Consider the following 22,024-nt stretch of genomic DNA (forward strand, 5'->3'; position numbering starts at 1 on the left):
TCAACACTCACAATTCGATGCCTTTCTGGGCTTTGATCCCGGCCTGGAAAGCGTGTTTGACCACCGCCATCTCAGTCACGGTATCAGCCAGATCAATCAATTCAGGTTTGGCGCCACGGCCGGTGACCAGCACATGCTGCATGGGCGGACGGGCTTGCAGGTCGGCGAGCACCTGTTCCAGATCGAGGTAGCCGTGCTTGAGCGCGATATTCAGCTCATCGAGCACCACCAGTCCAATGGACGGATCGCGCAGCATCTCGCGGGACACTTCCCACGCGGCTTCGGCGGCGGCGATATCGCGCTGGCGGTCCTGAGTTTCCCAGGTAAAGCCTTCACCCATCACGTGGTAGCGCACCTGCTCGGGAAAACGGCGGAAGAAAATCTCCTCACCGGTGCTGTTGCGACCCTTGATGAACTGCACCACGCCGCACTGCATGCCGTGGCCCATGGCCCGGGCCAGCATGCCAAACGCAGAACTGCTCTTGCCTTTGCCATTGCCGGTCAATACCAGCAGCAGTCCGCATTCATTGGGCGAGCTGGCAATGCGCTCGTCCATAACCGCTTTTTTGCGCAGCATGCGCGCCTGATGGCGTTCGTCGCGTTCGGGGGATTCATTCATGGCAACTCTCCGTTGGGTTCGATGATGCAAACGGGAGGCGGGGGAAATTAAAAAAACACACTGCATCGCCCGCCGCGAGAGTGGTGGATGGATCAGGCCGGTCTCCGGGCTCACAAGCGGGCGGCACCTGTAGGGTGCACCCTTGTCCACGCGCCTTCCCGTGCAAAAAACACAGTGGCACTGAGCGTGGCTTTGACTCGTTTACCGTTGCGGGGGCAGCGCCGGGATCGTGGCGGTTGTGTAGGTCCAACACGCCCTCACCGGCTTCCCTGTTTCACTCTGTCGACCCATGGCCACAGAGCACCTGAAACAAGCCGCGAAGGTTAGAGGGTTGGGGGTGGAGCGTCAATTAAAGCCGGCGCCTAAAGGCTTTATCCGGCGCCCGGGCTGAACCTTTAAACAGCTACGCTTCTCTACTACCAGACAAGATCTTATGGAGAACCACATGCTCAAGCGCCAGCACGCCGTTGTTATTGTTCTTGCCGCAGGATTGGTCGCTTGCGGCGAAAGCTCGACCCTGCAAGTCAGTGAGGGTACCGGCCCATCACCCAAGCTTCCCGAACCCAATAAAACCCTGATTCCAACGGTCAATATCGCCCCCGCCATCGGCTGGCCCGATAATGCCACCCCAGTGGCTGCCCACGGCTTGCACGTCGCCGCTTTCGCCCAGAACCTCGACCACCCGCGCTGGCTCTATGTACTGCCCAACGGCGACGTGCTGGTGGCCGAATCCAATTCGCCGCCCAAGCCGGATGACAGCAAGGGCATCAAGGGCTGGATCGCAGACAAGGTCATGTCCCGCGCCGGGGCCGGAGTGCCAAGTGCAAACCGGATTACCCTGTTGCGCGACGCGGACCACGATGGCGTCGCCGAAACCCGCACCGTGTTTATCGAGAACCTGAACTCTCCCTTTGGCATGACGCTGGTGGGTAACGATCTGTATGTGGCAGATGCCGACAAGCTGTTGCGCTTCCCCTATCAAGCCGGTGAAAACAGCATCAGCGCCAAACCGGTCAAGGTGGTGGACTTACCCGGCGGGCCTCTGAACCACCATTGGACCAAAAACGTGATCGCCAGCAAGGACGGCACCAAGTTATATGTGACCGTCGGATCCAACAGCAATGTGGGCGAAAATGGCATGGACAAGGAGCAAGGTCGCGCCGCGATCTGGGAAGTCGACCCGGCCACCGGCAGCCACCGCATTTTTGCGTCGGGCCTGCGCAACCCTAATGGCATGGACTGGGAACCCACCTCCGGCAAGCTCTGGACAGCAGTTAATGAGCGTGACGAAATCGGCAGTGACCTGGTGCCTGACTACATCACATCAGTCCAGGATGGCGGCTTCTATGGCTGGCCCTACAGCTACTACGGCCAGCATGTGGATGTGCGGGTCAACCCGCAAAACCCTGAACTGGTGGCCAAGGCCATTGCCCCGGATTACGCCGTTGGGCCACACACGGCGTCTTTGGGGCTGACGTTTGCCGAAGGCAGCCATTTACCCGGCTTTACCCAAGGTGCCTTTATCGGCCAGCACGGCTCCTGGAACCGCAAACCCCACAGTGGTTACAAAGTGATTTTCGTGCCTTTTGCCGGCGGCAAACCGGAGGGCATGCCGATCGATGTGCTGACCGGCTTTCTTAACGCCGACGAAAAAGCCATGGGCCGGCCAGTGGGCGTGGTGATCGACAAGCAAGGTGACTTGTTGGTGGCCGATGATGTAGGCAACAAGGTTTGGCGGGTGTCGGGAAAATAGGCTTTCTAATCAAGAGCCGCCCTCACCCTAGCCCTCCCCCGGAGGGAGAGGGGACTGAATGGGGTTTGCTTCAGATATTTGGCAGCCTGGAAACCTTGCGCTGAATCCAGATTCAACTCGGTCAAGCTCCCTCTCCCTTCGGGAGAGGGTTGGGGTGAGGGGCTTTAGGGCAAACGTGCCAAATGCTGCTCGGTCGGCAACACGCGCTTGGCATTCAGATAAGCCTTCTGCCAGTAGGCCTTGTTCAGGCTGTCCAGCTTGACCGTACCGCCCGTGGCCGGCGCATGGACAAAGCGCCCTTCGCCTACGTAGATCCCGGCGTGACTGACCTGGGAGCCACCATTGGTTGCAAAGAACAGCAGGTCACCGGTTTGCAGCTTGTCCTGGCCGATGCTCTGCGCACGCATCACGATCATCTCGCGCGTGGTGCGCGGCAACGAAATACCCGCGGCGTCGTTGTATACGTACTTGATCAGGCCACTGCAATCAAACCCCGAATCCGGGGTATTGCCGCCCCAGCGATAAGGCGTGCCTACCAGGCCAAGGGCGCGAAAAAGCACGTCTGCGGCAACCGGCGAGGTTTCTTCGGGGTGAGTGATAAACACAACCGGCTTTTGTGCCACGGGGGCTGGCGGGGTGCGGCTGGCGCAGGCACTGAGCAGTGCTGCTAAAGTGAGGAGAGCAACGCGGGCCATGATCGACATAAACAGAATGTTCCTGATTCTGGATACGGCAACTCAGGCCGCGAACCCCAAAGCCGCGAGAGGGGGCACCTTCGCGGCTTCAGAAATTTAACATTGCGACTTAATTCTAGCTCTTAGCTGCAGAACTTCAAGTAACACATTAACTTTACTTGCGGGCTACGACGCTCGCAGGGGCCATCGCCAGGGCGCGCTTGGCCTCAATAAAGGTCTTGCTCCAGTAGCTGTCACCCAGGTTATCAATCCGTACACCACCGCTGCGGCGGCTGCTGGAGTGAATAAACTGGTCATCACCCAGGTAAATCCCGGCATGGCTCACACGGCCACGACCATTGGTGCTGAAGAACAGCAAATCACCCGGTTTCAAATTATTCCGTGCGACCAGCGGTGCTTTTACGTTGATCATTTCGCGGGTTGAGCGCGGCAATTGCATGCCCGCCTCTTCCTTGAACAGATAACCGATAAAGCCGCTGCAATCGAAGCCTGCCTCGGAGGTGCCACCAAAACGGTAACGGGTACCGATCAAGGACATGCCGCGCTCTAGAATGCTGTCAGCCAGAGCTGGCAATTCATAAGGCTTGCTGTTGGCAGAAAACTCAGCCAGTTCTTTTTCGGTTGCCAGTTCTTCCTGATAAAGAGCGGAAGTTTGCGAGACCGAAGATGACTTTTGAACCTGAGCCTGGACGACTTGCTGCGACACTGGCGTGTGAGCAGCACAACCAAACAACAGGGTAACGAGTGCGAGGGGCACGAGGGGTGCGAAGCGCTTTAGCATGGGCACGACCGTGGCTTATTAGAAAAAGTAGCCGCGACTATGCCTTCTATGATCCTCATTTGCAAATTCAATCGATCTAAATGTGACTTGATGGTTTTGTCGTGACATCTAAGGCTTTACACCCCTGACGACAGATTTTGCGCCCACAGCCCTTTGGCCGCGCAGGATTTTTGGCGCCTGGAAACTGTCAAAACCGGCTACAACCCTTATTTTTGAAGGGCTGAGCTACCAGCCAAGGGTTTCTTTCAGGAAGGGAATGGTCAGCTTGCGCTGCGCCTGCAAGGACGCTTGATCGAGCCGCTCGAGCAAATCAAACAAGGCACTCATGCTGCGGGTACCGCGCGTGAGAATGAAATGCCCGACTTCGTCAGTCAGGTGCAGGCCACGGCGTGAAGCACGCAACTGCAAAGCCCGCAGCTTGTCCTCATCGGACAGGGGGCGCATCTGGAAAACCAGCGCCATGGTCAGGCGGGACTTGAGGTCTGCCAGTTTGATCGGCAATTCTCGAGGCGAGGTTGAGGCTGCAATCAACAGGCGCCGGCCGCTGTCACGCAGCCGGTTGAACAGATGGAACAGCGCCTCTTCCCAATCAGCACGCCCGGCCACCGCCTGCAGGTCATCCAGACAAACCAGCTCGTACTGCTCAAGGTTATCGAGGATTTCTATGCCGCGATCCAGCAACTCGGCCAGCGGCAGGTAAACCGCCGGTTCGCCCATCTGCTCAAAGCGCAGGCAAGCGGCCTGCAGCAGGTGCGTACGCCCTACGCCATGTTTGCCCCACAGGTAAATCAGGCTTTCTGTCCAGCCGGCGTCGGCTTCGCACAGACGTTCGACATAGCCGAGTGCAGCGGCATTGGCGCCTGGATAGTAGTTTATGAAGGTAGCGTCATCACGCAGACGCACACCTAGGGGCAGCTGAATCGGTTTCATGCTGACTGAACAGTTCAAGCGAACCGTTAGTGGCCTCTGTGTAAGGTTTGAAAAGTTTATACCCGTGTCGCCGGGCACACAATGTAACAGACCACGAGCAAAATCAAAGGTTTGCGTTAAGGTCTTGGATTGATTGGGCTTTTTCTGGCGCCTGCGAGCCGCCTCGAACGCACAAAGAAGGCCGGGCCGCCTCGCGACAACCCCGCCGCTTCACAACCCACCCTCTACAACTGCGGATCCTCACTGCCTTTATAGACCTGGGAATCCTTATACAAATCCTGCACATGGCGCACCAGCACCATGATCACGGCCGCTACCGGCAAGGCCAGCAATACACCGGTAAAACCGAACAGCTCACCGCCAGCCAGAATCGCAAAGATCACCGCCACCGGGTGCATACCGATTTTGTCACCCACCAGCAGCGGGGTAAGCACGGTGCCCTCCAGGGCTTGGCCGATCATAAACACCGCCACGATGCCGAGCATCGGGTACAGATCCCCGCCAAACTGGAATAACCCGGCAACCAACGCCGCACCGATGCCGACAATAAAGCCCATATACGGCACGATGGCCGCTATACCCGCCATCAAGCCGATCAACAACCCCAGCTCGAGGCCGACCAGCATCAGGCCCGCCGAGTAGATCACCCCCAGCGCCAGCATCACCAGCAACTGACCGCGCACAAACGCGCCGAGCACGTCGTGGCACTCTTTGGCCAGTGACACGATCTGATCTGCCCGAGCCCGCGGCAACAGACCGCGAATCTTGGCCATCATGATGTTCCAATCACGCAACAGGTAGAACGCCACCACCGGAATCAACACCAGATTGGCCAAAAAGCCGATCAGCGCCAGACTGGAAGCCGTGGCCTTGGACAGGACGATTCCGACAATGTCAGTCGCCTGCCCCATATGCTCGGTGATCGCCGCCTTGATCTTGTCGAACTTCCAGAAACTGTCACTCAAGCCGAACTTGGCTTGCACCCACGGCATTGCCGTGTGCTGCAGCCAGTCGAGGATCTGCGGTGCCAACTGATAGAGCTTCAACAGTTGCTTGGCCAGCAGCGGCACCAGTACCAGCAGCAATGTCATCAAAATGACAGTGAACACGGTAAAGACCGCAACCACACCCCAGGTTCTTGAAAGCCCGAACCTTTCCAGTCGATCGACCACAGGGTCGAACATATAGGCCAGGACGATGGCGACCAGAAAAGGCGTGAGTATCGGATGCAGGAAATACACGAACAGGGCGAATCCCAACGCCACGCCCCACCACACCCACCGTCGCGAATCAGCCATGAGCCACCCCATCCTTATATAAAGAAGACATCAACCTACCAGCGAAACCGCAACTGCGCCGCAGGGCCTGAGGCAACACTTGACGCCTGCCCCCCATCAGCCGCAACAGGCACTTGCCCCGCCGGTACTTCCTGCAACTGCGCCAGCCCCAATTGCGAACGCAACTGCTCGGCGCTGCCGTTTACCAGGTACACAACACGATCACCGTCAACGCTCTTGAGTTGCGCACCAAAAGGCTCAAGCAAATGCCCCAGCTGCGCATAACGCTGCAACGTCATGCCCTGCACTTCGAGCAACTGCTCGGAAGAAACCCCGGGCTTGACCGCATAGCGCGGCGCCAGACGCTGGCTGACCGCAAGCATCACGGCATCGGCCAGCGCTGCCTGATCAGGAGCCTGAGCGCTGCCCTGCTCCTGCTGATCACCTACCCACAAACGCCATTTGGCGCTCCACTGCCCGTCATCTTCACGAGCATGCACCGCCAGCAATGCGTCCGCACCATAACGCTCGGAAGCGTCTTTTAAAGGCGCAGGATTGCTGCCCTCAAGATTTTCAGCCGTACCCACAAGCTGTTCACTCAAATCCGCCAACGGCAAGCGCAATGGCAAACCCCGATGCTGCGCGGCACGACGCAACGGCTCGGCCACTGACTGACCGTCCCCCACCAGGCTCGAACCTTCGACCGAGTCATTCAGCCACCAGCCCAGCAGCGCAGGGCGATTACTGCCCCACAGCGACAGCCCGGCCTGATGCAACGCACGATCGGTACTCACCGGATCGAAGTCCACTTGCAGGCTTTGCGGCGGGCCGGCGTCATAGCCGTAGCGACTGATGATTTGCTGCGGATCTTTGCGAATCGCCTCCAGCGCCGGACTCTTAATCGCCGCGGCATCTCCGGTCAGACGCAACACCAGGGTTTCCAGGGCCTTTTGCGTAGCCTGGGTGCGCTCATCAGGTGACTGGGTGGTGACTGGCTCGAGCACCTGATAAAGACCGGTGAGGATTTCGGCATGACTGGCCAGGCTGAAAAAAGACAGACAGCCCACGGCTAAAAATTGGCTAAAACGCATGAAAGATTCCCGATGACAAAAAGCAGCCTATTAAGGACGCCATAAAAACACTCGAACAGACTTCTGACACGGCCACGGCCAAATCATTCACGCCCGTTTCGCGTTTTCACGCGGTCACACAACCTCTCTATACCTTATACAGGCCTGTGCGCAGACCCAAGTACGACTAAAAAAGGTTTTTTTCGCCAGATATAACCCTGCCTGTCGGCCCGAGGATGGCCGCTGCCCTTCAAGCCTGATAAAATCGCGCGCCTTCGCAGACCGCCAACAGCCGGGCACCCTGCAAATGCTCTGGTGCAATCCTTGAGCACTTGCAAGCCTGCCCCCTGAACTCGGTCGATACCCCCGAATCCCCCCTAAAGGCCTGGATTATGAGCAAGCAACCATCCCTGAGCTACAAAGACGCCGGTGTAGACATCGACGCCGGTGAAGCATTGGTCGAACGCATCAAGAGCGTGGCCAAGCGCACTGCACGCCCGGAAGTGATGGGCGGCCTCGGCGGTTTTGGCGCCCTCTGCGAAATTCCGGCTGGCTACAAGCAGCCTGTTCTGGTTTCCGGCACTGACGGCGTCGGCACCAAGCTGCGCCTGGCCCTGAACCTGAACAAGCACGACAGCATCGGTATCGACCTGGTTGCCATGTGCGTCAACGACCTGATCGTATGCGGCGCCGAGCCTCTGTTCTTCCTTGACTACTACGCCACCGGCAAGCTCAACGTTGAAACCGCGACCCAGGTGGTGACCGGTATCGGCGCTGGCTGCGAACTGTCCGGTTGCTCGCTGGTTGGCGGCGAAACCGCTGAAATGCCAGGCATGTACGAAGGCGAAGACTACGACCTGGCCGGCTTCTGCGTTGGCGTTGTAGAAAAATCCGAGATCATCGACGGTTCCAAGGTTGCTGCCGGCGACGCCCTGCTCGCCTTGCCGTCCTCGGGCCCGCACTCCAACGGCTACTCGCTGATCCGCAAGATCATCGAAGTGTCGGGTGCCGACATCGAAAACATCCAGCTCGACGGCAAGCCACTGACCGACCTGCTGATGGCGCCGACCCGCATCTACGTCAAGCCGCTGCTCAAACTGATCAAGGAAACCGGCGTGGTCAAGGCCATGGCCCACATCACCGGTGGCGGCCTGCTCGACAACATCCCGCGCGTACTGCCAAAAGGTGCACAAGCGGTGGTTGACGTTGCCAGCTGGCAGCGCCCTGCCGTCTTCGACTGGCTGCAGGAAAAAGGCAACGTGGACGAGCACGAAATGCACCGCGTGCTGAACTGCGGCGTTGGCATGGTCATCTGCGTAGCTCAGGCTGACGTTGAAACTGCGCTGAACGTACTGCGTGAAGCGGGCGAGCAGCCTTGGGTCATCGGTCAGATCGCAACCGCCGCTGAAGGCGCTGCGCAAGTTGAGCTGCAAAACATCAAGGCGCACTAATGCCTGATACCTGTGATGTAGTGGTGCTGCTTTCCGGCACCGGCAGCAACTTGCAGGCCTTGATCGACAGCGATGACGTCAAGGCCAGCCCGGCAACAATCCGCGCGGTGATCTCCAACCGCGCAGATGCCTACGGCCTGCAACGCGCCAAAGACGCGGGTATCGATACCCGCGTACTGGATCACAAGGCATTCGAGGGCCGCGAGGCCTTCGATGCTGCATTGATCAAAGTCATCGACGAATTCAAACCGAAACTGGTGGTTCTGGCCGGGTTCATGCGCATTCTCAGCGCAGAATTCGTGCGTCACTATCAGGGTCGCCTGCTGAATATCCACCCTTCCCTGCTGCCCAAATACAAGGGTTTGCACACGCACCAGCGGGCGCTGGAAGCAGGAGACGGTGAGCACGGCTGCAGCGTGCACTTTGTGACCGAGGAACTCGACGGCGGACCTCTGGTCGTACAGGCAGTGATACCGGTAGAGTCCGATGACTCGCCACATAGCCTGGCGCAACGGGTTCACGCCCAGGAACACCGGATTTATCCGCTTGCAGTGCGCTGGTTTGCCGAAGGTCGCTTGTCACTTGACGAGCGAGGCGCATTATTGGACGGTCAATTACTTGCGGCCAGCGGCCACTTGATACGAACCTAGGAGAACTTATGCGTCGTGCCCTGCTTCTCGCCCTTAGCCTGCTGGCTATTCCAGCAGTCCAAGCGGCCGATCTTCAGCCTTTCAAGGCCAGCTACACCGCAGACTGGAAACAGCTGCCCATGAGCGGTTCTGCCGAGCGCAGCCTGACCAAGGGTGACAACGGTATCTGGACCTTGAACTTCAAGGCTTCAATGCTGGTAGCCAGCCTGAACGAAGAAAGCACCCTCAAAATCGAGAAAAGCACGCTGATTCCGCTGACCTACCACTTTGAACGTGGCGGCCTGGGAAAAGCCAAGAAGATCGATCTGGATTTCGACTGGGCGGCCAAGATGGTCACCGGCACCGATCAGGGCGACGCTGTCAAAGTACCCTTGCTCAGCGGCATGCTCGACAAGTCCACCTACCAGCTGGCACTGCAGCGTGACGTAGAAGCCGGCAAAAAGTCCATGAGCTACCAGGTGGTAGATGGCAATGACGTCGACACCTATGACTTTCGCGTGATCGGCCCTGAAGTGGTTGAAACCAAGGCTGGCAAGGTCGACGCAATCAAGGTTGAGCGCGTACGCGACCCGACACAGAACAAGCGCATCACTGAAATGTGGTTCGCCAAGAACTGGGGTTCGCTGCTGGTCAAACTGCGCCAGGTCGAAAAAGACGGCAAGGAATACAACATCATGCTGCTGGACGGCACGGTGGATGGCAAAACGGTCAAGGGCAACTAAGCGACAAGCCTTTAGCTGCAAGCCTCAAAAAAACCTCGCTTCGGCGAGGTTTTTTTGATCTGTAACACACCAAAAACATGAAACATTTTTCATAAAACTATTAAACAAATCCGTAAACACCCCGTGCTTAAAGGGCTGCAGGGTTTAAGGATTTTCTGCAAGATGACAGCGCGACAATCAGCTATTTACTTAGGAAGCTAACAGATTCTATAAAGAAGTCCTGCGACGCCTTGCCGCAGGCCCTCATCAGAATTTGGAGCAAGCAGATGACTATCAAAGTAACTGAGCGCGACGATTCACGTATGTTCCACCAACTGGTAGCCCACGGTGTACACCTATGGGATGTGCATCAAGAAGACATACTGGTAGGCATGTTCCACCGCGAAAGCGACGCTCACAGCTACAAGGCTGAGCTGGAAAAGCTGGAAGCGCAGAAACGCCAGGCCTGAGCAGAAGAAACTACTGTCTTGAAAAACACAAACCCCGCCGAAGCGGGGTTTGTTTTGTTATGCGCCAACGCAACACTCTGTGGGAGCGAGCCTGCTCGCGAAGAGCAGCGAACGCTTTCGCGAGCAGGCTCGCTCCCACAGGTTATGCCAGCACTACCACATCAGGTCATCAGGGATCTGATAGGCCGCGTACGGATCGTCTTCTTCCGGGGTTTTCGGCTCAACCAGGATATTCAGCTGCACGATCCGGCGCGGATCGCGCTCCTGGATCTTCAGTGCAGCTTCACGGGGGATGACTTCGTAGCCGCCCTGGTGCTGCACGATCGCCAGCGAGCCATTGGCCAGCTTGTTGCGCATCAGGGTGTTGACCGACAGGCGCTTGACCTTTTTGTCATCAACGAAGTTGTAGTAGTCCTCAGTGGTCAGCTTGGGCAGACGTGATACTTCGATCAATTGCTTGATCTGCGCAGCACGGGCTTTTTGCTCGACCTTCTCCTGCTGCTGGCGGTTCAGTTCCTGGTCGCGCTTGACCTTCTCGGCCTTGGCTTCGGCAGCCAGACGCTGCTGGGTGTCGTCCAGTTCGATCTGGCCTTTGTGGGCCAGACGCTGTTGTTTCTGTTTTTCTTTGCCGGCCTGCTTGGCCTGCTTCTCGTTGACCAGTCCGGCTTTGAGCAACTGGTCGCGTAGGGAAATGCTCATCTACTTACTCACTTAGGCAAACTCAGCCGCAGCTGGGCAAATTCTTTTCCTGGCGCTTGGCTTCACCCCACAGGGCGTCCAGGTCTTCAAGGGTGCAACTTTCAATGGGACGCAGGGTATCGCGCAATGCCTGCTCGATAAACCGGAAACGTCGATCAAATTTTGCATTGGCACCACGCAAGGCGGTTTCCGGGTCCACTTTAAGATGACGGGCCAGGTTGACCACGGAAAACAGCAGGTCGCCGATTTCGTCATGAATGGCCGCCGAATCGTTGTCGGCCATGGCCTCCAGCACTTCATCCAGCTCTTCACGCACCTTGTCCAGCACCGGCAATGCCGCTGGCCAGTCAAAACCGACCTGGGCGGCGCGCTTTTGCAGCTTGGCGGCGCGGGACAGGGCAGGCAAGGCGACGGGCACATCGTCAAGCAAGGACAACTGCTCGGGGGCGGTAGACTTTTCTGCGCGCTCCTCGGCCTTGATCTCATCCCAGCGTACCTTGACCTGTTCTTCGCTCAAGCGCGGCACATCCAGCGGCGCATACAGGTCACCGGTGGGAAAGACATGGGGGTGACGGCGGATCAGCTTGCGGGTAATGCTGTCGATCACCCCGGCAAACTCGAAACGGCCTTCTTCCCGAGCCAGCTGGCTGTAATACACCACTTGAAACAGCAAATCGCCGAGTTCGCCCTGCAGGTGCTCGAAGTCACCCTGCTCAATGGCGTCAGCGACCTCGTAGGCCTCTTCGAGGGTATAAGGCACGATAGTGGCGTACGTTTGCTTGATATCCCACGGGCAGCCGTACTGCGGGTCACGCAGGCGGGCCATGAGGTGCAGCAGGTCGTCGAGGTTGTACATCTGTAATCCTTTGGCACACGCTAACCACACCCTGTGGGAGCGGCTTGCTCGCGATATGAACACCCCGGTACAGCTGACTCACCGAGGTGATGCAATCGCAAGCAAGCCCGCTACCACAAAGGATCAGCGCGGCTCACTACGCCCGATCCGGCGGGTTTCGATGATGTTCGGCAGTTGCGAGATCCGCCCCAGTAAACGCCCCAGCGCATCCAGCCCCGGGATCTCGATGGTCAAGGTCATCAACGCGGTGTTGTTTTCCTTGTTCGAGCGGGTGTTGACCGCTAGCACGTTGATCCGTTCGTTGAGCAACACCTGCGACACATCACGCAACAAGCCCGAACGATCGTAGGCGCGGATTTCGATATCCACCGGATAGGTCGAGACCGGGATCGGCCCCCAGTTGACCTGAATCATCCGCTCCGGCTCACGACTGCCCAGTTGCAGCACCGAGGCGCAGTCCTGGCGGTGAATGCTGACGCCACGGCCCTGGGTGATGTAACCGACAATCGCATCCCCCGGCAGCGGCTGACAGCACCCGGCCATCTGGGTCAGCAGGTTGCCGACGCCTTCGATCTGGATGTCTCCACGCTTGCCCGGCTTGTAGCCCGTGGCCTTGCGCGGGATCAGCTCCATCTGCTCGCTGCCGCGCTCAGGCTCGACCTGTTGCTGGGCCAGGTTGATCAACTGCGCCAGGCGCAAGTCGCCAGCCCCGAGCGCCGCGTACATGTCCTCGGCGGTTCGCATGTTGGCCTTGTCGGCGAGCTTCTCGTAATCCACCGCAGGCAGGCCCAAACGGCCGAGTTCGCGCTCGAGCATGGTTTTGCCGGCAGCGACGTTCTGATCACGCGCCTGCAACTTGAACCAGTGGACGATTTTCGCCCGCGCCCGCGAGGTGGTGACATAGCCCAGGTTCGGGTTCAGCCAGTCGCGGCTCGGTGTGCCATGCTTGCTGGTGATGATCTCGACCTGCTCACCGGTCTGCAGGCTGTAGTTGAGCGGCACGATGCGCCCGTTGATCTTGGCACCACGGCAGTTGTGGCCGATCTCGGTGTGAACCCGGTAGGCAAAGTCCAGCGGCGTCGCGCCTTTGGGCAGATCGATGGCGTGACCGTCGGGGGTGAAGATATACACCCGGTCTGGCTCGATATCGACGCGCAGCTGATCGGCCAGGCCACCGATATCGCCCAGTTCTTCGTGCCACTCCAGCACCTGGCGCAGCCACGAGATTTTCTCTTCGTACTGGTTGGACCCGGCCTTGACGTCAGTGCCCTTGTAGCGCCAGTGCGCGCAAACCCCCAGCTCGGCCTCTTCGTGCATGGCATGGGTGCGAATCTGCACTTCCAGGACCTTGCCTTCAGGCCCGATCACGGCGGTGTGCAGCGAGCGGTAGCCGTTCTCCTTGGGGTTGGCGATATAGTCGTCGAATTCCTTCGGGATATGCCGCCACAGGGTATGGACGATGCCCAGCGCGGTGTAGCAGTCGCGCATTTCCGGCACCAGTACCCGTACGGCACGCACGTCATAGATCTGGCTGAAGGCCAGGCCCTTGCGCTGCATTTTGCGCCAGATCGAGTAGATATGCTTGGCCCGGCCGCTGATGTCGGCATCAGTCACCCCGGTGGCTTCCAGCTCGGTACGCAGCTGGTTCATCACATCGCTGATAAAACGCTCACGGTCGAGGCGACGCTCATGCAGCAAGGTGGCGATCTGTTTGTACTGCTCGGGCTCCAGATAGCGGAAGGACAGGTCCTCCAGCTCCCACTTGATGTGGCCGATGCCCAGGCGGTGCGCCAATGGCGCATAAATATCGAACACCTCGCGAGCGACGCGGTTGCGCTTCTCGTCCGGGGCGTTTTTGACTGCGCGAATCGCGCAGGTACGTTCAGCCAGCTTGATCAGTGCCACGCGCACGTCATCAACCATGGCAACCAGCATCTTGCGCAGGTTTTCGACCTGGCCCTGGGTGCCCAGCACCATCGATTGACGGGGGCTGAGGCTGGCACTGATGGCCGCCATGCGCAGTACACCATCAATCAGTTTGGCCACCACCGGACCGAAGCGCTGGCTGACGGCAGGCAACAGCACCTGCCCTTCGCGCACGCAACGATAGAGAATCGCGGCAACCAGGGAATCCTGATCCAGTTTCAGATCGGCCAATATCTCGGCGATTTCCAACCCGGTACGAAAGCTTGAGGTGCCCTCGGCCCACAGGTTTTTCGCCGCATTGGCTTGCTGCTCGGCCTCGCGTGCAAACTCACACGCTTCTTTCAAGGCTTCACGGTCCAGCGCCACATCGACACTCACCGCATGATCCAGCCATGCCTCGAGGTTGAGACTGCCGTCGGTGTTGATCGGCTGGTGTGCTCTGACCTGTACCATCTTGCTTACCTTCCCTACAGCGCAGGTTCAATGCGCCGAAATCACAGGCCCTGATCCCAACCGCGCGCTACAGGGCATAGCGTCGCGGGTTGCGGGCCCGTTGAAATAGACAGACATCCTAGTCTGCTTCAAATAACGCCATCGCCTCGACATGCGCTGTTTGCGGGAACATGTCGAGGATTGCGGCACGTTTTAACCGGTAACCCTGTTTAATCAGTTCAACCGTGTCGCGCGCCAGAGTTGCCGGGTTGCACGACACATACACCAAACGTTTGGCACCCAGGCCAGACAACTTTCGTACCACTTCATAAGCGCCGTCGCGAGGCGGATCAAGCAGTACGGCACTGAAGCCGGCTTTGGCCCAGGTTGCATCCACCAGCGGCTGTGACAGGTCGGCCTGAAAAAACACTGCATTATGCAGGCTGTTACTGACCGCGTTTTGCGCGGCGCGTTCGACCATGGTCGCAACACCTTCAACAGCCACGACTTCACGCGCTTTTTGTGCCAGTGGTAATGCGAAGTTACCCAGCCCACAGAACAAGTCAAGAATCCGTTCGTCAGCTTGTGGCGCAAGCCACTTTATGGCTTGAGCCACCATGGCTTCGTTGACGCCGGCATTGACCTGGACAAAATCCCCGGGGCGATACGCCAGCTGCAAATCCCATGTTTCCAGACGATAGCCCAAGGCCCGGGTCAAATCGACCGGCTGTGGCTCGCCTTCGCCATGCAGCCACAATTGGGCGTTATGGGTAATGCAAAATGCCTCAAGAACCTGCATGTCGGCAGCACTCAGCGGCGCCATATGGCGCAGCAAAACCGCAATCGCCGAACCACTGAACAACTCCACGTGGCCCAGTGCCTTGGGGTTGCCCAGTTGACCCAACATGGCGGGCAGCCCGGTCATGATAGGTTGCAAAGCCTGTACCAGAACCAAACAGTGATCGATGGCGACGATGTCCTGGCTGCCAGCAGCACGGAAACCCACGTCCAGGTGCTTGGCCCGCGCGTCCCAGCGCACGGCGATACGTGCCCGGCGGCGGTAGCCAAACTCGGGACCGGTCAGCGGCGCTGCCCACTCTTGAGGTTCGACACCGGCCACGCGGGACAGTTGCTCGGCGAGCATGCGCTGTTTCAGTGCAAGCTGCTCTTCATGGGGCAAATGCTGCACGCTGCAGCCGCCGCACTTGCCCGCATGGGCACAGGGTGCCTGGCGACGGATCTCGCTGGCCTTGAAAACACGCTCGGTACGGGCTTCAACGATCTTGCCATGGGCACCCAGCACCCGGGCTTCGACTTCTTCACCGGCCAGAGCCCCCGAAACAAACCAGGTACGCCCTTCAATAAAGGCAATACCGCGGCCGTCGTTGGCCAGGCGCTCGATATTCAAACGCTGTTTCTTGCCCGCAGGCACTTGCGCAGCCTTGGTGCCGCCAGCAGGCTGGAAGCGCAGGCCTCTCTCTTGCTTGGCCATCAGTTGGGCGCATCGTAAATGCCGGTCGACAGATAACGGTCGCCTCGGTCACAAATGATCGCGACCATCACCGCGTTTTCGACTTCCTGGTTCAGGCGCAGCATCGCTGCCACCGCCCCGCCCGAGGACACACCACAGAAAATGCCTTCTTCACGGGCCAGTCGGCGGGTGACGTCTTCGGCTTCGCGCTGGGCCATGTCGACGATGCGGTCTACGCGGTCGGCCTGGTAGATCTTGGGCAAGTACTCGGTCGGCCAGCGGCGGATGCCCGGAATGGCAGCGCCTTCCATCGGCTGCAAACCGACGATCTGCACGCCCGGGTTTTGCTCCTTGAGGTAGCGCGACACGCCCATGATGGTACCGGTAGTACCCATCGAACTGATGAAGTGGGTGATGGTACCGTTGGTCTGACGCCAGATTTCCGGGCCCGTACCGGTGTAGTGAGCCTCGGGGTTGTCACCGTTGGCAAACTGGTCGAGCACCTTGCCCAGGCCCTGGGCCTGCATCTTGTCGGCCAGGTCGCGGGCGCCTTCCATGCCCTCTTCCTGACTGACCAGGATCAGCTCGGCACCGTAGGCGGTCATGGCAGCCTTGCGCTCGGCGCTGGAATTGTCGGGCATGATCAGGATCATCTTGTAGCCCTTGATCGCCGCGGCCATGGCCAGGGCAATCCCGGTATTGCCCGAGGTGGCTTCAATCAGGGTATCGCCAGCCTGGATCTGGCCGCGCGCTTCGGCGCGGGCAATCATCGACAGAGCCGGACGGTCCTTGACCGAGCCTGCAGGGTTGTTCCCTTCGAGCTTGAGCAACAAGGTGTTGGTAGTGTTTCCAGCCAGGCGCTGCAAGCGCACCAGTGGAGTGTTGCCGACGCAATCGGCGATAGTTGGGTACTGCAATGTCATGGCGTATTCGCAATCCAGACCGCGGGGTCGCACATCATACCGACAAACGCCGACAGCCCATATCACGCAAAGTACGGTGCTTATGGTTAAAGGCTATAAGCGCCGCAAGCCCATCACAATAATTCCTGTGGGAGCCGGGCTTGCCCGCGATTCTGACGCCGCGATCTGTCAGGTAAAACGGACTGATACCATCGCGGGCAAGCCCGCTCCCACAGGGATGTCTATACAGCCGCGGCCTGAGCGTTTAAGCGGCATGTCCGGCAAGCAAACGAACATGCACCCGCAACCCGCCGCCGTGGTTCTCTGCCCACAAACTGCCACCCTGCAGCCGCAGGGCATTGCGCGCAATACTCAGGCCCAGACCAAAGCCGCCATCGCCGGGACGCGAGCCATCAAGGCGGGTAAAAGGCGCAAAGATCCGCTCCAGTTCTTCAGGTGCCACACCTGCGCCCTGGTCATCGAGCCACAGGTGCCACATATTGCCTTCGCGCCGGCCATCAAGGCTGACGATACCCTCGGGTGGTGAATGGCGAATGGCATTGCGCAGGATATTTTCCATGGCTTGAGCCAGGCTGTTGAGATGCCCGCGCACCCAGCAATGCTCATCCACCAGACAAGGCAGTCGCGATTGCGGCCAGCCACTTTCAAAGCGGGCGTTTTCGGTGAGCATCTCCCACAGCGCCTGCACCTGAATGTCTTCCACCGGCAGCGGCCCGCGCTCGGCATCCAGCCAGGCCAGTTGCAAGGTGTCTTCGACCAGCCGTTGCATGCCGTCGACTTCACGGCCCAGGCGCTCACGCAAGGCCTCGCCCCCCTGCTCGCTGTCACAGGCTACCCGCAAACGGCTCAAGGGCGTGCGCAGCTCATGGGACAAGTCGCGGAGCAATTGCTGCTGTTGCGAGACCGTACTCTGCAAGCGCTCGGACATCTGATCGAACGCCCGCGCCAGCTCACCAAGTTCGTCCTGGCGGCTGGTGATCTGGCTCGATAGCCGCGCCCCCAGTTGATCAGCCCGCCAGGCATTGGCCTGTTCGCGAAGATGGTTAAGCGGCACGATCAGCACGCGGTACAGGCCCACGCACAGCAACAGGGTCAACAAGCCAGGAATTACGCCGTTGGTGACAATCCGCCAGATCACCTGGGAGCGCCCGGGCATAAAGCGTTGCGGCAACTCGATCACCAGGCTGCCCGCCGACGGGTCGCGGGGAAAGGGCACCTTTATCCATGGCCGCGCCGTCTTGATATGGCTGATGGGCCAGTCCAGGCCGCGCAAAAAGGTCAGCCGCTCACTTTCTCGATCACTCAGCGGGTAGCTGCTCAGCGACTGCAGGTCCTGACCAATCACCCCGACCCAGCCCGGCTCCCTGTGCCCCATACCCTGCAACCACTGGTCGACGCCGGCTTGCTGAGCGCTCTCCCAGGCGCGCTCGGCCTCACCGGCATAGCGCACCAGGGTGCCGTGGGCCTGCTCGGACAAAAAGCCGGTGCGCTTGTCCATATAGCGACCCCAGGACCAACTGAGCCAGATCATCAGCAAGCAGAAAACCACCAGCAAACACGCCAGCTTCCAGAACACCGAATTCTTGCCGGGCACCTTACGGGGCATCGCTGGCACTAAGGACATAGCCCTTGCCCCACACCGTGCGTACTTCATGCTGGTAATAGCCGATAGTTTTGAGCTTTCGCCGGATCTGGCTGATATGCATGTCCAGGCTGCGGTCATGGGCTGCATATCCGCGCTGCAAGACCTGCTGATAGAGAAAGGCCTTGCTCAACACTTCGTCGGCATTGCGCTGCAGGGTATCGAGCAGACGGAACTCGCTGCGGGTCAACCCGGCCCATTGCTCGCCCCGGCGCACATCGCACGCCTCGTCGTCGAACAGCAAACCGCTCTCGGCCGGTGGCAGTTCCTGCACCGTTGGGGCGCCAGGCATGCGATCCAGGGCCACTCGACGCAGGATGGCCTGAATGCGCACCCGCAGCTCGGCCATGCTGAACGGCTTGGGCAAATAATCATCGGCGCCCAGCTGGAAACCGCTGATACGGTCGGCCTCGGCACCCAGCGCCGACATCAGGATCACCGGCAAGGCGTGGGTCTGACGCAGTTGCGTCAGCACCTGCAAGCCATTCATGCCGGGCAGCAGGATATCCATCAGCACCACGTCAAAGTGCTCCTGGCGGGCACGGGCCAGACCTTCCAGGCCATTCTGGCACCAGATAACGTCAAACCCGCAACGCCCCAGCTGCTCGTGCAGATAGGCGCCCAGAACGGGGTCGTCTTCAATGGTCAGTAGGCGCGAGGGGCTAACAGCTACGGGATTCATTAGCGTCTGCAAGTAATTCTCAATCGGCGATTATTCAAGATTGAGCCCCTGCGGGCAACCGGCACGGGCTTTACCCCGTCTGATAAACCGAAATTGATGGCAAATTTTCAAAGATTTGCCGGGCACCATATGGCTACACTGCCACCTGATCCGGGCGGGAAGCCCGGATCACTCTTAAAAGAATGCAGGGCTGGAGAGTTGTGTGCTTAAAAACCTCGGTATCAAAGGCCGCGTATTGCTGTTAACGCTATTGCCCGTCAGTTTGATGGCAAGCGTGCTCGGCGGCTATTTCACCTGGCTGCAACAGTCCGAACTGCAATCGCAACTGTTGCAGCGCGGGGAAATGATCGCCGAACAACTCGCCCCCCTGGTCGCCCCCGCCATGGGGCGCCACGACACCGCATTGCTGGCCCGTATCGCCACCGAATCTCTGGAACAACAGGATGTGCGCGCCGTGGCGTTCCTCAACGCCAACCACGAACCGCTGGCCCATGCCGGGCCGATCATGCTCAATCAGGCTCCACTGGGCAGCAGTACCCATCTGCAACAGCGCACCGACAACGATGCCACGCGCTATTTATTGCCCGTATTTGGCCGCCATCGCAACCTGGCCGGGGATGTGATCCCTAACGAAGCCCATCGCCTGCTGGGCTGGGTCGAATTGGAGCTGTCCCATAACGGCATGCTGCTGCGCAGCTATCGCAACCTGTTTGCCAGCCTGTTGCTGATCGTCACCGGGCTGGTGCTGACCACCCTGCTGGCCTTGCGCATGAGCCGCACCATCAACGCACCGCTGGGGCAAATCAAACAAGCCGTGGCCCAGCTCAAGGACGGGCATCTGGAAACCCGCCTGCCGCCACTGGGCAGCCACGAACTTGACGAACTGGCCTCGGGCATCAACCGCATGGCCGAAACCCTGCACAATGCCCAGGAAGAACTGCAGCACAGCGTCGACCAGGCCACCGAAGACGTGCGCCAGAATCTCGAAACCATCGAAATCCAGAACCTTGAACTCGATCTGGCCCGCAAGGAAGCCCTGGAGGCCAGCCGTATAAAGTCCGAGTTTCTGGCCAACATGAGCCACGAAATCCGCACCCCGCTCAACGGTATCCTCGGTTTTACCCACCTGCTGCAAAAAAGCGAGTTGACCCCGCGCCAGTTCGACTACCTGAACACCATCGAAAAATCGGCCGACAACCTGCTGGGCATCATCAACGAGATTCTCGATTTTTCGAAAATCGAAGCCGGCAAGCTGGTGCTCGACAGCATTCCGTTCAATTTGCGCGACCTGCTGCAGGACACCCTGACCATCCTCGCCCCTTCGGCCCACGACAAGGGCCTGGAACTGGTCAGCCTGGTGTATCGCGACACCCCGCTGTCGCTGATCGGCGACCCGCTGCGGCTCAAGCAAATCCTCACCAACCTGATCAACAACGCCATCAAGTTCACCCGCGAGGGCACCATCGCGGTGCGGGCCATGCTTGAAGACCAGGACGAAAATGAAACCGACGGCAGTGTGCAACTGCGCATCAGCGTGCAGGACACCGGCATCGGCCTGACCGCCCAGGATATCCGCGCCCTGTTCCAGGCTTTCAGCCAGGCTGACAACTCACTGTCTCGCCAGCCCGGCGGCACCGGGTTGGGGCTGGTGATTTCCAAGCGACTGGTCGAACAGATGGGCGGCGAAATCGGCGTTGAAAGCACCCCTGGCGAAGGCTCGGTATTCTGGATCAGCGTCAGGCTGCCCAAGGCTCGCGATGATGTCGAAGACTTGCCCGGCGCGCCGCTGCTGGGCCGGCGCGTAGCCATCCTGGAAAAACACGACCTGGCCCGCCAGGCCCTGCACCATCAACTGGAAGACTGCGGCCTGGAAGTCACGCCCTGCACTACTCTGGAAAACCTCACCAATTGTGTGACCGGCGCTCACCAGACCGCCCAGGCTATTGATCTGGCAGTTCTGGGCGTAACGGCCAATGACACCCCGCCAGAGCGTCTCAACCAGCACATCTGGGATCTCGAGCACCTGGGTTGCAAGGTACTGGTTCTGTGCCCGACCACCGAGCAGGGCCTGTTCAACGCGGTGGTGGACAACCCCCACAGCCAGCTCCAGGCCAAACCCGCCTGCACCCGCAAACTGCGTCGGGCCCTGGCCGATCTGGTCAGCCCGCGACAAACCCGCAGCGAACCCGGCGAACCGCTGGCCAGCCGCGCGCCGCGCATTCTGTGTGTGGATGACAACCCGGCCAATCTGCTGCTGGTGCAAACCCTGCTTGAAGGCATGGGCGCCAAGGTGACTGCAGCGGACAGCGGTTATGCCGCCATTGATGCGGTCAAGGCACACGATTTCGATCTGGTGCTGATGGATGTGCAAATGCCCGGCATGGACGGGCGCGAGACCACCGAAGTCCTGCGCCAGTGGGAAAGCGAGCGCCACTGTACGCCGCTGCCGATCGTTGCACTCACAGCCCACGCCATGGCCAACGAAAAACGCGCCTTGCTGCAAAGCGGCATGGACGACTACCTGACCAAACCGATCAGCGAACGGCAGTTGGCCCAAGTGGTGTTGAAGTGGACGGGCTTGGCCTTGCGCAATCAGGCCAGCGACAACTCGCACGAACCGGCCCGTCACACCACGCAACTGCTCGTCCTCGACCACGATGAGGGGCTGCGACTGGCGGCAGGCAAGGCGGACCTGGCCATCGACATGCTGGCCATGCTGCTGGCTTCGCTGGAAGCCGACCGCGACGCTATCCGCCAGGCCCGTGAGGCCAGAGACAACAACGCATTGATCGAGCGCGTCCACCGCTTGCACGGCGCAACCCGTTACTGCGGCGTACCGCAATTGCGTGCGGCCTGCCAGCGCAGCGAGACCCTGCTCAAGCAGGCAAGCCCCAACGCCGTCGCCGCCCTCGACGAGCTAGATCAGGCCATCACACGCCTGGCCAAAGAAGCACGCAGTACTGCATAGAAAAATCATGGTGTGGGAGCGGGCTTGC

Annotated in this window: 19 protein-coding genes and 1 riboswitch; of the genes, 6 read left to right on the plus strand and 13 right to left on the minus strand. The window is 59.5% G+C overall.

From position 1 onward, the window contains the following. Positions 1–7: 7 nt before the first annotated feature. Positions 8–619, minus strand: coding sequence for a cob(I)yrinic acid a,c-diamide adenosyltransferase (gene cobO, locus ACP7BE_RS09105; protein ID WP_095003083.1), 612 nt, complete (start codon positions 617–619; stop codon positions 8–10). A 78-nt stretch (positions 620–697) separates the two neighbouring features. After that, positions 698–942: riboswitch (cobalamin riboswitch) on the minus strand. A gap of 122 nt (positions 943–1,064) precedes the next feature. On the opposite strand from cobO, the gene ACP7BE_RS09110 reads away from it, so the two are divergent. Then, positions 1,065–2,372 carry a PQQ-dependent sugar dehydrogenase gene (locus ACP7BE_RS09110; RefSeq protein WP_095003082.1) on the plus strand — a complete coding sequence of 436 codons (1,308 nt, stop codon included), beginning with the start codon at positions 1,065–1,067 and terminating at the stop codon, positions 2,370–2,372. Between the two features lie 164 nt (positions 2,373–2,536). On the opposite strand, the gene ACP7BE_RS09115 is transcribed toward ACP7BE_RS09110, so the two are convergent. The 5 genes from ACP7BE_RS09115 to ACP7BE_RS09135 form a co-directional block, all read right to left on the minus strand. Next, a complete protein-coding gene (locus tag ACP7BE_RS09115; RefSeq protein ID WP_095003081.1) occupies positions 2,537–3,076 on the minus strand; it encodes a C40 family peptidase in 540 nt (179 codons plus the stop codon). Between the two features lie 145 nt (positions 3,077–3,221). Beyond that, positions 3,222–3,848 carry a C40 family peptidase gene (locus tag ACP7BE_RS09120; RefSeq protein WP_095003080.1) on the minus strand — a complete coding sequence of 209 codons (627 nt, stop codon included), beginning with the start codon at positions 3,846–3,848 and terminating at the stop codon, positions 3,222–3,224. Between the two features lie 225 nt (positions 3,849–4,073). Further along, positions 4,074–4,778 (minus strand): DnaA regulatory inactivator Hda, encoded by a 705-nt coding sequence (gene hda / locus ACP7BE_RS09125; protein ID WP_016779862.1) that lies wholly within the window; start codon positions 4,776–4,778, stop codon positions 4,074–4,076. Between the two features lie 224 nt (positions 4,779–5,002). Beyond that, positions 5,003–6,076 (minus strand): AI-2E family transporter, encoded by a 1,074-nt coding sequence (locus ACP7BE_RS09130; RefSeq protein WP_095003079.1) that lies wholly within the window; start codon positions 6,074–6,076, stop codon positions 5,003–5,005. A gap of 35 nt (positions 6,077–6,111) precedes the next feature. Then, on the minus strand, positions 6,112–7,146 hold the full coding sequence (locus ACP7BE_RS09135) for a DUF2066 domain-containing protein (RefSeq protein ID WP_095003078.1): 1,035 nt from the start codon (positions 7,144–7,146) through the stop codon (positions 6,112–6,114). 371 nt (positions 7,147–7,517) lie between these two features. Between ACP7BE_RS09135 and purM the strand changes: the two genes are divergently transcribed. The 4 genes from purM (at position 7,518) to ACP7BE_RS09155 (ending at position 10,397) form a co-directional block, all read left to right on the plus strand. Then, on the plus strand, positions 7,518–8,576 hold the full coding sequence (gene purM, locus ACP7BE_RS09140; protein ID WP_016779859.1) for a phosphoribosylformylglycinamidine cyclo-ligase: 1,059 nt from the start codon (positions 7,518–7,520) through the stop codon (positions 8,574–8,576). Further along, the gene (purN, locus tag ACP7BE_RS09145; protein ID WP_095003077.1) at positions 8,576–9,226 is read left to right on the plus strand and encodes a phosphoribosylglycinamide formyltransferase; all 651 of its coding nucleotides are present in this window, start codon (positions 8,576–8,578) and stop codon (positions 9,224–9,226) included. Before purM ends, purN begins: the two co-directional genes overlap by 1 nt. Positions 9,227–9,234: 8 nt before the next feature. Further along, entirely contained in the window at positions 9,235–9,948 is a 714-nt protein-coding gene (locus ACP7BE_RS09150; protein WP_095003076.1) for a DUF3108 domain-containing protein, read from the plus strand. Between the two features lie 266 nt (positions 9,949–10,214). Then, positions 10,215–10,397 (plus strand): hypothetical protein, encoded by a 183-nt coding sequence (locus ACP7BE_RS09155; RefSeq protein WP_016779856.1) that lies wholly within the window; start codon positions 10,215–10,217, stop codon positions 10,395–10,397. 153 nt (positions 10,398–10,550) lie between these two features. On the opposite strand, the gene ACP7BE_RS09160 is transcribed toward ACP7BE_RS09155, so the two are convergent. From ACP7BE_RS09160 to ACP7BE_RS09190, 7 genes are all read right to left on the minus strand, one after another. Then, entirely contained in the window at positions 10,551–11,096 is a 546-nt protein-coding gene (locus tag ACP7BE_RS09160) for a DUF2058 domain-containing protein (protein ID WP_019827734.1), read from the minus strand. A 22-nt stretch (positions 11,097–11,118) separates the two neighbouring features. Next, a complete protein-coding gene (gene mazG, locus ACP7BE_RS09165; RefSeq protein WP_095003075.1) occupies positions 11,119–11,952 on the minus strand; it encodes a nucleoside triphosphate pyrophosphohydrolase in 834 nt (277 codons plus the stop codon). A 123-nt stretch (positions 11,953–12,075) separates the two neighbouring features. After that, the gene (gene relA, locus ACP7BE_RS09170; RefSeq protein WP_095003074.1) at positions 12,076–14,331 is read right to left on the minus strand and encodes a GTP diphosphokinase; all 2,256 of its coding nucleotides are present in this window, start codon (positions 14,329–14,331) and stop codon (positions 12,076–12,078) included. A gap of 118 nt (positions 14,332–14,449) precedes the next feature. Continuing rightward, on the minus strand, positions 14,450–15,802 hold the full coding sequence (gene rlmD, locus ACP7BE_RS09175; RefSeq protein ID WP_426105601.1) for a 23S rRNA (uracil(1939)-C(5))-methyltransferase RlmD: 1,353 nt from the start codon (positions 15,800–15,802) through the stop codon (positions 14,450–14,452). Next, on the minus strand, positions 15,802–16,704 hold the full coding sequence (cysM, locus tag ACP7BE_RS09180; protein WP_095003072.1) for a cysteine synthase CysM: 903 nt from the start codon (positions 16,702–16,704) through the stop codon (positions 15,802–15,804). The genes rlmD and cysM overlap by 1 nt, the downstream gene beginning before the upstream one ends. A gap of 244 nt (positions 16,705–16,948) precedes the next feature. Continuing rightward, positions 16,949–18,310: a sensor histidine kinase gene (locus tag ACP7BE_RS09185; RefSeq protein ID WP_095003071.1), complete on the minus strand. Its 1,362-nt coding sequence runs from the start codon at positions 18,308–18,310 to the stop codon at positions 16,949–16,951. Further along, on the minus strand, positions 18,300–19,028 hold the full coding sequence (locus ACP7BE_RS09190) for a response regulator transcription factor (protein WP_095019419.1): 729 nt from the start codon (positions 19,026–19,028) through the stop codon (positions 18,300–18,302). Before ACP7BE_RS09190 ends, ACP7BE_RS09185 begins: the two co-directional genes overlap by 11 nt. 202 nt (positions 19,029–19,230) lie before the next feature. Here ACP7BE_RS09190 and ACP7BE_RS09195 point away from each other — a divergent pair, with 202 nt between their 5' ends. After that, positions 19,231–21,996 (plus strand): response regulator, encoded by a 2,766-nt coding sequence (locus tag ACP7BE_RS09195; protein WP_169916885.1) that lies wholly within the window; start codon positions 19,231–19,233, stop codon positions 21,994–21,996. Positions 21,997–22,024 lie beyond the last annotated feature (28 nt).

Source organism: Pseudomonas sp. TWR1-1-3, from assembly GCF_049896805.1.
GTDB classification, from domain to species: Bacteria; Pseudomonadota; Gammaproteobacteria; order Pseudomonadales; family Pseudomonadaceae; genus Aquipseudomonas; species Aquipseudomonas bubulae.